The sequence below is a fragment of the Psychrobacter sp. PSP genome (assembly GCF_024085615.1).
Classification (GTDB): domain Bacteria; phylum Pseudomonadota; class Gammaproteobacteria; order Pseudomonadales; family Moraxellaceae; genus Psychrobacter; species Psychrobacter pacificensis.
Window position 1 is genome coordinate 129969 of sequence record NZ_JABLTF010000021.1, and the last position, 13029, is coordinate 142997.

Sequence of the window (13029 nt, forward strand, 5' to 3'; positions counted from 1 at the left end):
AAAAACTTTGATGCTAGCGCATCTAGGTCTTTTTTTCACCTTGCATTTGGTATTGCACTTCATGTGTTAATCTAAGTTGGAAAAAGTTAGATACATCTTTAAGAATAGCCGTTGCATCCGAACTTTCCCTACTTTGGGCAAGATAGCGTTTCACTTGCTGTCTATTAACACCAAAACTACCTTGTGTATCTCTGATGAAGGTAGAAAACTCAAAGTCGCTCATTTTTTCTATTACGACTTTTGGGTCTTTAGCCATCATATTAAACTGGTTAAGTAGCAGTTTTGAGTTCTTAATTGTTCCGATTAGAGATATACACATGGTTAGTGCGTCTAGATGGCTGCCACCACCTTTTTGATTGACATCTGCCCCTAAGTTTACAATATGTTCGACGACATCAGGTCGTCCCGTCTGCACGGCACTTAATAATGGGAAAAGATGCTTTTTAGCGGTTACCGCGTTGATTGTCTTTGGCGTATACTCCAAACCTTTAAGCGCTTGATAAAAGCTATCGTCTGGTTCATGAGGCTCTGTTAAATTCATATACTGCAAAGCAATTAATAAAGCTGATTCATTGTTATCAGAGAGGATATTGATGTCAGCACCAGCTTGCAAGAGTTTATTAACAGCATTTAGGTCTTCAAGCAACGTATTCCAGATGAGCTGTGTCGTTACTTGCTTCTTCTTATTCTTATCTCTATGGAGCTTGCTATTGTCATTTAGCTTTACTTTCTTATTGGGCTTTTTGATGTCAAGCGCTAGCTCTTTTGCGTTTAAATGTATAGGTAGAATAGCTGAGCTCACTTGATATTTTTCTGGTAGTTCAACCTTGAAATTACTGAACACCCTTTGCGCGTTGCTCCGCCACATATTGATCTCCCAGTCTTCAACTAGGTTTTCTTTCTTCCGTTTGGTATCCCCAGTCACTATCGTAGGTAGAGTGTAGCCATATAGATTTTGGACACTTTTTAGCTTGGATATTAAGCTCATATCAGGGGTTTCTTGCCAGCTAGCAATAACGAAACCAACTTCAATAATTCGCTCGCATAAATGTCCTGACCGATATAGGCTCAGCTCAAATGCATTAAAAAAATATTCTTTGGCCTGTTTTATTTCATCCTTCGAAAAACTGCTTAAACTATAAGTTAGCAGTTCTAAAATAATAGTAGAAGGTCGATGAAGAAACTGCTCATCTTTCTTCTGATATAGAGTGGCTACATATTGCATATCACTCTCGTTTAGTGCTAATAGTAAGTCTTCAAATTGAACCATTAGAGCTTCAAGAGATTTAGGCGACTTGAAATATTGAGTTAATAATTCAAAATCATTATGTCTTTTAAAGTAACCAATAGCACGAGCCGTTATTAAGAAGACGAGGATATTTTTTGAGATATCATGGCGCTTAGGGTTGAGAATCGACAGCAAACTGCCATAACTGGGTAGATCATCGCCGCGACGCCAGGCCGTAATTTTATCCTTATCACCCTTAGGTAAACCTGCATAAAAGGCACTCCAACCTTTAACCCGTTTTTTAACTATTTTAAAAGCAAGCTCCAAACTTGTAGAGGTATCGGTCATTAGCTCAATATAGTCAGATTTTTGAAAGGGTTTTGTTCTTACCCCTAAAAAAGAGACAATATTAATTAAGTGAGGGCAAAAGAAGGCTTCAATTATCCAAGGTCCAATATCATCTCTATTTCGCTCTGATAGACCGTAGTTTGCTATTACCTTCAGGTAATCGTCAAACATTTGGGCAATCAAAGACTTAAGCTCGTTCTCAACTGATCTTTTTAGCTCAACTCGTTCGATAACTTTATGTATATGTATATTGATAAGCTGGTCAAGCTCATTCTTACTTAGATATAGATCATGACATTTGTTATCTAACGATTCACTATCATTCTTGCTATCAATAGCTCTAGCAATCGCTCTTACTACTTCAGCAGGGAGGAAATAAGGGGTTTTCTTAATGCTTGTATTGCTCATTACACATATCCTTCTTTTGCATGTTTAATATCATTGATAAAATTCTTAAGTGCCCTATGATCGCTCGGCGTTTTAGAAAAAGTAACAGACTGTCCACATGGTGCAACGATCTGATTGTGTTTTCGTTTCTTTCTAAATAACCAGCCTTGCTTTATTAGGCGCTTTATATGATGATTAAAATCTTTGTTGCTTGAATATCTCATATTTTTGAAAGCAGATGTGGCTTGCTACCGCATCTGCCTCTCCAAATTGATTATATTTGAATTTATTTAGGCTTTGCATTTCCGCGATTTGATCCCGACGAATTGCTTGAACCGTTCTTAGTTGGCCAATTCCCACCGTTGCCTTGGTTTGAAGTTGGTTTTGATTGCGTAGACTTACTCATGGTGTTGCTCCTATTTTGTGTATGCCTTTAGTGGCATGAGTATAGTCTCAAATACTTGGGCAATCTCCCACTGGGTTAATGCCGTAAAAATTTTTATTTTTTAATAGTTAGAAAAAATTATATGGAAGATTGTTTAATGGATGTCAGACAGCGTAATGAGCAGTACACATGGATTCCGGCTTTTAAAGCTATTGCGGATTGGATAGTTGACTACGAGGACAAGCAGGAAGAGTTAGTCAACATACTCGCTAAAACTGGTATTACTAAAGGATTAGAAGATGAATACATAGAAGAAGAAAAAAAAGAAGCATTGAAAGAGATAGATCCTTTTACTTTTTTTGCTGCTTTTATGAAATTTGGAGTTAAAAATAGAGAAAAACTAATTAGTAAATTAATAAATGTAATTGGGAAAGATATTTCTCTTCCTAAAGATTTTGATGGCGTACCCACAGCTCAGGCACTAAAGTTCTGGTTGTTTCCATATAAATATATACGTTCTGATGACTCCATCCCTTTGCTTTGGGAGTTATTTCGGCAAGCTCGTAATGGTGATATTAAAGAGCAAGACTTTAATTCAGCATTAAAAATACTTGGTACAGGATTTACGAAACTTACCCAATACTTATTTTATATAAACCCATCACAGTATCTACCAATAGATGCACAAACTGAGCCGTGGCTTGAACAACAAGGGTTCACTTTACCTCAAGAAAGTTGGTCTGATTACCAAAATCTTCTGGAAAAATTGAAGGTAAAAACTGACATGCCATTTTGGCAAATATCATATGAAGCATGGTATAAAAATACTGATAAGAAAGTTGCGTCACAACAGAGTGGGTATAACATTAAAACAAAAAGTAGAGAACCAAATATGGCTAACCTTAATCGCATTTTGTATGGCCCTCCAGGCACAGGTAAGACCTACTGTACTACAGAACTCGCTGTACAGTGCGTTGCTCCCGATTGGTATGAGTCTCTAAGCAATGACAAATTCAAGCGTCAAAAGATCAAAGATAAGTATGATGAACTAACGGCAAAAGGGCGTGTTGCATTTACAACTTTTCATCAAAGTTTTTCTTATGAGGACTTCGTGGAAGGTATTAGACCTGTAGTTGTAGAAGGAAACGATAATAATTCAAACATTAGCTATGAAGTGGTTGATGGTGTTTTCAAGCAATTATGTACTAATGCCATAACAACAGAACAGACGGGCTCTACACAAACAGTCAATATTGAAGGTAAGAATATATGGAAGCTTTCTTTAGGAAATACTAATATCTCCGATGAAAATGAGATATTTAATGAATGCATTGATAACAATTATGTGCTTCTAGGTTGGGGTGATGACATCGACTTTTCGAACTGTAGTAATCGTAGAGAAGTAGTTGCAAAGATAGAGCAATCGCATAACATTTCTTTAGCTGATGATCCTAGTAACTATAAAGCTACAGCTGTTAATATTTTCAAAAATGCGGTTAGTATTGGTGATCTAGTAATCATATCTAATGGTAACCATAAGTTCCGTGCTATTGCTGAGATTACAGACGACTATGAATTTTTAGACACGAAAGAGCGCTATGGATTTCAGCAATTAAGAAAGGTTAAGTGGCTGCGTATATATAGCCCGAGTCTTCCAAAAGAACGTTTATTTGATAAGTCATTGTCTCAGATGGCTATTTATCAGTTACGTGACACAACCATTGATCGAGAAAAATTAAAACATTTGCTTACTCCAGAACCTACTACCAATTCTAGAGAGTTACCACATTTAATTATTATTGATGAAATCAACCGCGGCAACATATCCCGTATTTTTGGTGAGCTTATTACATTACTTGAGCCTGATAAGCGTAAAGGCGGTACAGATGCGCGTGAAGTTATACTGCCTTATTCAAAACTACCGTTCTCAGTACCCTCAAATCTCTACATACTAGGCACTATGAATACCGCTGATAAATCTCTTGCACAGCTAGATTTAGCATTACGCCGTCGATTTGATTTTGTTGAGCTATTACCTCAACCTAAACTATTAGATGGCATAAAAGTTCATGGCATTGCTGTATCTAAAATTCTGACAGTAATGAATCAGCGTATTGAAGTCCTGTTAGATCGTGAACACGTCATAGGGCACTCGTATTTTTGGTCCTTGAAAGACTTAGATTCAGATGACGAAAGAGAAATTGAATTAGGTAACATTTTTAAGAGACGGATTATCCCGTTACTTCAGGAATATTTCTTTTCAGATTGGGAGCGTATTGGCTGGGTGTTGAATGATCCTAGTAAACATACATCAGAACAGTTTGTTCAAACTAGGGAGATAACTCCGACCGTTAGCGAGTTATTTCATAGTAGTATTACAGGTCTAAACGACCGTCGTTATCATATTAATAAGACTGCTTTTAACAATCCTGAATCCTATAAGAAAATACTAATCCAGACTGAGTCTAAAATTTTGGATAGCGAAGCATGATTCAAGTCAGAGAATATGCTCAGCTGACAACAGATAAGACAGCATGTCCTAGCTTAGATTTAGCTATTATCAAGCAAGAAACTTTTGATTGGTTAGTGCAATTAAGCGAAAAAGAGAGCTATGGACGGTTTATTACTTATAAGCGTCCACAATACTTACAGCTGCACTCTTATGTGGGCTATTTAGAAAGTCCTTGCGGCGAAGGTATTGAGGTACTACCAAAGACAGGGTTAGGTTTACAGGAACCAGATAATAGCAGAGCCGTCTTATGCAAAATGTTGAGCTCCGTTTTGCAATTGTCCTATAAAGAGGCTCAATCTGCCAATCTCAATCGAATGAACCTACCTATTCACGAATGGATATACTACCAGTTTTTATATTTGCTAAAGGAGCTGGTAGCGTCTGGGCTCAGATTTGACTATCAGCGAGTCGAAGAAGAAAGTAGATTTATTCGCGGCCAGCTTGATATTACAGTTCAACAAAGGCAAACGGTTGGTAGAGCTCATCTTTTTCATATTCGTCATGATGTCTATCATTCCAATCGACTTGAGAACCAATTAATTAAAACGGCATTGGATTACGTACAGCAGCACTGTAGAAGTTCTGAGAACTGGCGACTGGCTAATGAGTTCTCACACATCTTAGACCCTATAGCGAGTCTTAGAGAGCCTCTAAACTCAATGCATAAGTGGTCAGACATCAAAATATTGCAATCCTACCGAGCGATAAAGCCATGGTGCCAACTAATACTTGAAAAGCTTAATCCAAACTTTCAAAAGGGAGAGCATCGGGGTATTGCATTGTTATTTCCAATGGAAATTTTGTTCGAGAAGTATGTAGCAAGATGCCTACGACGAGATATTAAGGCGCCCTGGCAACTAACAACACAAGCTTCTAGTAAGCACATGGTGAATAACCAAAAAGGTTTAAAACCGCGCTTTCAATTAAAACCTGATCTATTAATCAGTAAAGAAAGAAGAAATCACCATGTACTTGATACTAAGTGGAAGTTAATAAGCTTCAATAACAGTGATAACAATTTCAATATCAGTCAGTCGGATATTTATCAGTTATTTGCTTATGGTTATAAATATTTGAACGGGTGTGGGGACATGATGCTTATTTATCCTAAGCATCATCAGTTCGAAATACCTTTGGAGTGTTTTTATTTAGCAGAAGAATTGAGATTGTGGGCTATACCATTTTGTATTGAAACTGACAAAGTGGTTATCGGTGAATGGGTAGAAAGGTTTCCGTCTTTATCTAAAGCTTAGTTTGAGCTTCACATTTAAGCTACTAGACTTATCAGTAAGCATGAACTTTAAGGATCAGTTACAGTCAGCAACTTTAATAACCTTGGTCACAAAATGGTCACCGTTTGGTCACCGAGTACTTGGTCACCGTTTTTCAGAAGATAGGGCGCATGCAAAAAAACTTGTCATTCATACATTATCAAAGATTATGCCAATTATAAATAATTAGTAGGGGTAAAATATACACACCTTATAGATAAAGGCTTAACGACGAAATTCAAACACAAAAAAACCCCAAACAATCTAATGTTTGAGGCGAAACTTGTATAAAACTTAAGTTTTAAATATGGCGCAGCGGACGGGACTCGAACCCGCGACCCCCGGCGTGACAGGCCGGTATTCTAACCAACTGAACTACCGCTGCTTAGGTCGTTTAGCTTTTTTACCACAAGCTAGTAAGTGGTGGGTGATGACGGATTCGAACCGCCGACATTCTGCGTGTAAGGCAGACGCTCTACCAACTGAGCTAATCACCCGCTCTGTGGGTGTGTATTATATAGATTTACACTTGACTGTCAAACGTTATTTTGACTATTTTATGAAATAATCGGAAATAAATTTTTAATGGTATTAAAAACAGTAATATATGGTAGATACTTACTTGTATTTTTTAGAGGCAGGTTATGATTGTTAGCAGTTGTTTGATGGTGAAAAGCTACTATACTACGGATACTTTGTTTTTTGAGCATGATTGAGGGAGGCCAGCATAGATATTTTTACGATTGGGCAGATCTTTACTAACTGGACGTGGGGAGAGTACGCAGGTCTAGGTCTGATATTTCATATTATACTGATGATTGTTATGACGTTACGCGTTGTGTCAGTGCAGCGTAATATTGGTGTATCCATTGCTTGGATTGCAGTGCTTTATACCGTGCCCGTGTTCGGTCTGATTGCATACATACTACTAGGCGAGCCGATGATTGGACGACGCTACCGTGAGCGCGTGGATCAAGCAAGCATCATGATGAATGACATGGCACGGCGCGAGCAACTGGTGTTTGATAAAGGACAAGATCTGCTACCCATCAAATACCGCGGTGTGAGCCAAATAGGAACGCGCTGGACAGGGCTAGGAGTATTTCCCGATCATCAAATGCAGTTGTTAACAGATCCTGCATCGATTTTTCAGCGTTTGATTGAGGATATCCATGCAGCGCAGCGCATTGTCTTTATGGAGTTTTATATTGTATATCCCAGAGGAAAAGTACTCGATGTGATAGAGGCGTTGTCAGTAGCCGCTCAGCGCGGCGTTGAGTGTCACATATTGGCTGATAGTGTAGGTAGCTTTAGTTTTATTAATAGTAGTGCCCATCGTAAATTAGAAAAAGCCGGTGTGTTTGTCCATCAGTCGCTGCCAGTGGGACTGCTTAAGACACTATTTAAGCGCTCTGATTTACGTAATCACCGTAAGATGGTGGTCATTGACGAATATATTGGCTATATCGGTAGCTTTAATTTGGTTGATCCACGGTTTTTTAAGCAAAATAAAAATGTCGGACAGTGGATTGATGTGGCGATTAGAACCACCAGCCAGCACTCTATTAGTATCAATACCGCCATGGCCAAAGTTATTGTTACTGATATCGGCGCCGAAAACAACGAAAACCTAGATGCGCTCAATCAGCGAATCAATAACTATACGCGAAAGCTCTATGTGATGGATCCGACCATCAACGACTTAAACAGTCGCGTAAAAGTATTGAGCGATCACATTGATTATCACGAGCAGCCAGGTATCGGTAGCACTTCAATTGTGATACCAAAGATGCCTGTCGTAGACAAGGTGATGGCACAGCTCATACCGTCAGCACCGCAGCTGACAGCGCATGTGATTTACAATACGTTAGTGACTGTGATTCACCGTGCCAATAAGCGTATTCGTATTACCACCCCATACTTTGTACCCGATGAGTCGCTATCAGGTGCACTGACGATAGCGGCTAAGCGCGGCGTTGAGGTGACGATTATTGTTCCTGAAAAAGTCGATTCGTTTTTGGTGCAGCATGCTTCACAAGCTTATTATCAAGAGCTACTCGATGCTGGCGTGACCATTGCGCTATTTCGAGGGGGGTTGCTACATGCAAAAACCGTGGTTATCGATGACGACTACTGCCTGTTTGGTACGGTCAATATAGATATGCGCAGTTTTTATTTAAATATGGAAGTCAGCTTGGCGATTTATACGCCAGAGATGGTCGCTCAAGTGGCTGACTGTCAAGAAATATATTTACAAAGTTGCCGTATTTTGGGCAATGAAGAGTGGCAGCAGCGCCATGGATCAAAACGCTTATTTGATAATGTCGTACGCTTGTTTAGTCCTTTATTGTAGCACGCTCAATTTTAGGTTAAGGTAACCTGTCCGTGTTTTTTTATGCTCATATTTTTAATCATTATCATTGTCTCTATAATCAACTTATCTAAAAAAGGACACGCCTGTCTATGTCTGCCTCGCCCTTAACACCACTTGACTATATTGCAGAAGGTTACTGGCAAGATTTTTTAGCTGGGCGTCCTATCGCAGGTGGTATCGCATATGAGACACAGTTGCATAATTGTGCGCTAGATGAGTCGCTTGAGAGCTTACAGCGTATTGATACACTATTGTCTCAGGTACGCCGCAACATGATGAAAGGCGGTATATGGGACGAGGCGACGTTACTGGTCGATGAGCACTATCGCAACTTTATGGTGTTTCTAGGATTTTATGCAGGTCGCGTATTGGCACAGCAGTGGCAAAATAAGCCCCATTGGTATGGGCAGTTTGAGCTACGCAAACGCTATCCTGAGCTGTCATTGATTACCGATGACTTTTATCAGCATATGGCCGTTGGCTATGGTGATAATAATGCGGCTACTGATGCGCTGCCTTTATTTTTTCCTTTAGAGCCAATAGGGCTGCGTCTATTTGGCAATATTGATCGGCCATTTGAAGCGGTACAAGGGGGACAGGCGGAGAGTGGACTATACCAAGCAGTTAGCGCAAGATTGCCAGATTTATCGGATCAAGCGAGTAATACAGATACTCTTAGTTATTTAAAGACTGAGTCAGCAACGCATAATACGACCCAAAGCATACACTCAACGATAGATTCGAGTACGACTATCAGTACAAGTCAACCTGCTAGTCATTATGAGGCATCAGAGGACGTACCGGTAAATAATGAATTGGCTGATGTTAATATAGTATCAGCCAATATCGAGCGCCCTTCTGCTGCAACTACTGTATCTAAACCTTTAATGAGTACCGCGCCGCGCCAACCAGAGCTTCAAGCAAAACCTGAGCTGACGAAGGTAGCGTCGCCAGCCACCAAGCCTATGGCGCCTGTAAAAACCCCACCGACACCAGAAATGTTTACGCAGCTACTCATAGAGTTAGACGAGATTGAGGTGCCGCAAACAGCAGGCGTGACTGAATATCAGCAAGCTTGCAAAGTCCTCGATCAGTTTGAGCAGCACATTGCCAAGCAGGACAAACCGCGTGGCCAAGTTGTGTTTTCAGACAATCATATAGCAGCAAAAAATAAAGCATTGCTAGCATTACAGGTGGCTGCAGAAGCGGGTAATACGGCTGCCATGCTACGCTTGGCGATGTACGAGTTGCTTGGCGAAGGACTCACGGCAGATGACAAGGACGCTAAAAAATCTGGCGTGGAATGGGTAAAGCAAGCCGCTAGCAAAAACGACAGCCGTGCCCAGCGTTTACTTAGCAAGCTGTATTATCAAGGGGTAGGCATGCCGCAAGATATTGATAGTGGTAAATACTGGCTAGAGCAAGCGGCAGATAATGGTCATATAGAGGCGGCAAACCTTGTGTCTCAATGGGAGCAAGCGCAAGCGCTGATCACGACGCAAAAACAAGAGCAGCACAGTAACAAGCGCTATCAGTTACTGTTTGGTGCAGTGATCGTGGTTGCGGTACTGATACTGATTATCGTCTAATCGCTATTGACTCAGTAAACTTTTAAAAGTTTATGGTTACGCGCTGATTTCAGGTAGAATTGGCGCGTTTTTATATTTACCTTTCTGCTGTTTGATTCATTACTAATCTGGGCTACTCCATGCCATCATCTCATACTCCATCTGACACATCTTCCCATTCGACTGACACTAGGTTGTCAGGTCATAATTTATTGACTGATCGTGCGGTGTATCAGACGCCATTTTATTATCAATTTCTGATCGGTGTGCTAAAGCCGCTATACCGTCTGCAAGTATGGCGGCGCTCTCACAAACGTGACAATTATCAGCAAGAAGTGGCGCAGCGTTTTGGCAAACAATATCCACCGCGTCCAGCGATTACTGGTCACAGTAATAAAGGTGTGATTTGGTGTCATGCGGTATCGTTGGGTGAGACCAATACGGTTGCACCTTTATTAGACGCATTACTGGCTAGTGGCTATCAGATATGGTTGACCAACACCACGCAGACAGGTTTTGCTCGCGGTGCCAGTCGGTTTGTAGATGAAATCGCTCAAGGTCGTATGAGTCACAGCTATGTCCCCGTTGATACTCCTGCCGTGATTGAGACATTTTTGACGCATGTACAGCCTATCGCCGCACTGTTTGTCGAAACTGAACTATGGGCGAATATCTTGACCAAGCTTGCTCAGCATCAGATACCAAGTATTCTCGTCAATGGTCGTCTCTCGGTGTCTTCTTTTAAAAGTTATCAAAAAATTGGTGCGGTGAGCAGCAGCATGATGAAAAACCTTGCGCTCATCATTGCGCAAGACAGCGATTCTGCCAAACGCTTTCGTCAATTAGGGGCGGATAGCGCACAGATCCGCGTGGCAGGGTCGCTAAAGTGGGTCATCAATACGCCTAAAATTGATGTGGAAGCTATCGATTCCGATAATTTAGCTGTTGATGCAAAAGATGCAAGTGCGCAGATACCCTCTAAAAAAAATGCGCTCGCTAAAAAAAATGCGCTGGCAAAAGCGTTTGCGATAGCAGACCGACCAGTTTGGGTGGCAGCAAGCACTCATAACGGCGAAGAAGAGACGGCGCTATCGTTACATCAGCAGATCTTATCGCAGTCATCACTAGCCAATACGTTACTGATCATCGTGCCTAGACATCCTGAGCGTTTTGATGAAGTTGCAGCATTGATCGAAAAGACTGGTCTAACAATGGCACGGCGCAGTCTTGATGAGGCCATCAATGCAGACACGCAAGTCTATCTGGCGGACAGCATGGGTGAGATGATGACTTGGTATACACTGGCAAATGTCGCATTGGTTGGAGGGTCGCTAGTAGACATAGGCGGACACAATCCCGTTGAACCTGCGAGCGTGGTAACGCCTGTCATCATGGGTCGTTACACCCAATCGTGCCAAAGTGTGGTCGATAAGCTGGCCGAGGTGGGCGCCTTATATCAACCAAACAATCAGTTTTATCGTCCAATGACGATAGATGGCTCAAATGAGCGCGCTAAAAGTACAGTAAATCATCAGTACGGTACTGATAGCACTGATGACACCGCACTTATTTATCAGCAGCTAGAGGCTTGGTTAAGTGATTTACCATTAGCGACGCAGGCAGGACAGGCGGGCGAGACAATAACCTTACAACAGCAAGCAGTGTTGACTCGTCAACTGGCTATGATTGAGGACGTTATTGAGCAATATTTTCCTCAAAATTTAGGGCAAGAGATATTATGAATTGTATATTACTGCCCGTTGAAAATTTCTCCACAAGTAAAGCGCAAATCAATGACGTGGTGCAAGTCGACCATGTCAATAACATACTGGGCGCAAAAGTTGGTGACACGCTCAAAATTGGGCAGCTAGGTGGCAATCTTGGTACGGCTGTCATTGAGGACATTGCTGCTGATAGTATTCAGTTATACGATGTTCAGCTCGGTATTACCCCGCCAGCCAAACTGGATCTGACCGTGGTTTTAGCCTTACCTCGTCCCAAAGTATTGCGGCGTTTGATCATGGATATGACGGCGCTTGGCGTACGCGATATTGTACTTGTTAACAGCTATCGCACGCAAAAAAGCTATTGGCAAAGTCCGCTGCTTAAGCGTCTTGATGAGTTTGTATTAGAAGGGTTGCAACAAGGGGTTGATACGATTGCACCTCGTATTACGCTAAAAAAACGTTTTAAGCCATTTGTAGAGGATACGCTTACCAGTTTGGTGAGTAATCAAGCCATCGTTGCACACCCTTATGCTGAGCAGTCATTTTCTGAATTTCGACAATTAGATACAACATTAGAATTGCCCAGTTTGGTCTGCATCGGTGCTGAAGGCGGTTGGATCGATTATGAGATAGCGCTACTCGCCGCACACGGGTGCACGCCAGTACATATAGGGCCGCGTATATTGCGTACAGAAGCGGCGGTCAATGTTATGTTAGGGCAATGGCTGCTCTAAATTGGTGTGGTATTCGTTAATATATTTGCCATTCACAAGAGGATAGGAGTACAAAAACACAAGAGCCGTTTTGGGTACAACTTAGCTTTAGAAAATGACTAGGGCGTGTTGAACATTCGCAAATAGGCACTGCTGATCGCTAAAATTGTTCCAGATAAGGCACAAAGCGACGATAATGCAGATGCCTTAGCGAGATTTGTAACGCAGTATGGGGCAATTTTAGCATCAGCCCCAACGATAAAAGCAGGGGACAGGATTCTTTTTTGCCGCTTCATCGTTAAAAATAAGCGCTTAGAGTGACTAAGCTTATTATTTTTAACATCGAATCGCCTAAAAAATAGTTGCTGTCAGTGCCATGGTCGAATGTTCAACACGCCCTAATAAGCCAAATAATTTCAGCATCTTGGGTTAGATAAATGTATTGATAGTTAATCTCATTTCTATTAGTATGTTGTTTCCATGATTATGGTCCAACGAATCCCAACAAATAGGGGC

7 protein-coding genes and 2 tRNA genes are annotated in these 13029 nt (G+C 41.2%); 6 read left to right on the forward strand and 3 right to left on the reverse strand.

The window, feature by feature from the left end:
• Positions 1 to 22: 22 nt before the first annotated feature.
• On the reverse strand, positions 23 to 1984 hold the full coding sequence (locus HL061_RS12380) for a hypothetical protein (RefSeq protein WP_252962888.1): 1962 nt from the start codon (positions 1982 to 1984) through the stop codon (positions 23 to 25).
• Positions 1985 to 2490: 506 nt separating this feature from the next.
• Between HL061_RS12380 and HL061_RS12385 the strand changes: the two genes are divergently transcribed.
• Both HL061_RS12385 and HL061_RS12390 read left to right on the forward strand, forming a co-directional pair.
• A complete protein-coding gene (locus tag HL061_RS12385) occupies positions 2491 to 4839 on the forward strand; it encodes an AAA family ATPase (protein WP_252962889.1) in 2349 nt (782 codons plus the stop codon).
• Entirely contained in the window at positions 4836 to 6113 is a 1278-nt protein-coding gene (locus HL061_RS12390) for an McrC family protein (RefSeq protein ID WP_071003416.1), read from the forward strand. Before HL061_RS12385 ends, HL061_RS12390 begins: the two co-directional genes overlap by 4 nt.
• Positions 6114 to 6439: 326 nt before the next feature.
• Here HL061_RS12390 and HL061_RS12395 read toward each other — a convergent pair.
• Positions 6440 to 6516 (reverse strand) — tRNA-Asp (locus HL061_RS12395).
• Positions 6517 to 6552: 36 nt separating this feature from the next.
• Positions 6553 to 6628, reverse strand: a tRNA-Val gene (locus tag HL061_RS12400).
• A gap of 215 nt (positions 6629 to 6843) precedes the next feature.
• Between HL061_RS12400 and HL061_RS12405 the strand changes: the two genes are divergently transcribed.
• The 4 genes from HL061_RS12405 (at position 6844) to HL061_RS12420 (ending at position 12534) form a co-directional block, all read left to right on the forward strand.
• Positions 6844 to 8484 (forward strand): cardiolipin synthase, encoded by a 1641-nt coding sequence (locus tag HL061_RS12405; protein ID WP_290127473.1) that lies wholly within the window; start codon positions 6844 to 6846, stop codon positions 8482 to 8484.
• 110 nt (positions 8485 to 8594) lie between these two features.
• Positions 8595 to 10094 (forward strand): tetratricopeptide repeat protein, encoded by a 1500-nt coding sequence (locus HL061_RS12410; RefSeq protein WP_252962891.1) that lies wholly within the window; start codon positions 8595 to 8597, stop codon positions 10092 to 10094.
• Between the two features lie 119 nt (positions 10095 to 10213).
• Positions 10214 to 11815: a 3-deoxy-D-manno-octulosonic acid transferase gene (locus tag HL061_RS12415; RefSeq protein ID WP_252962892.1), complete on the forward strand. Its 1602-nt coding sequence runs from the start codon at positions 10214 to 10216 to the stop codon at positions 11813 to 11815.
• Positions 11812 to 12534: a 16S rRNA (uracil(1498)-N(3))-methyltransferase gene (locus HL061_RS12420; RefSeq protein WP_252962893.1), complete on the forward strand. Its 723-nt coding sequence runs from the start codon at positions 11812 to 11814 to the stop codon at positions 12532 to 12534. The genes HL061_RS12415 and HL061_RS12420 overlap by 4 nt, the downstream gene beginning before the upstream one ends.
• The last annotated feature ends 495 nt before the right edge of the window (positions 12535 to 13029 follow it).

Coding starts and splice junctions, on each gene's coding strand:
- HL061_RS12390 (WP_071003416.1), top strand. CDS start 4,836: ATGATTCAAGTCAGAGAATATGCTCAGCTGACAACAGATAAGACAGCA.
- HL061_RS12420 (WP_252962893.1), top strand. CDS start 11,812: ATGAATTGTATATTACTGCCCGTTGAAAATTTCTCCACAAGTAAAGCG.
- HL061_RS12410 (WP_252962891.1), top strand. CDS start 8,595: ATGTCTGCCTCGCCCTTAACACCACTTGACTATATTGCAGAAGGTTAC.
- HL061_RS12385 (WP_252962889.1), top strand. CDS start 2,491: ATGGAAGATTGTTTAATGGATGTCAGACAGCGTAATGAGCAGTACACA.
- HL061_RS12415 (WP_252962892.1), top strand. CDS start 10,214: ATGCCATCATCTCATACTCCATCTGACACATCTTCCCATTCGACTGAC.
- HL061_RS12380 (WP_252962888.1), bottom strand. CDS start 1,984: ATGAGCAATACAAGCATTAAGAAAACCCCTTATTTCCTCCCTGCTGAA.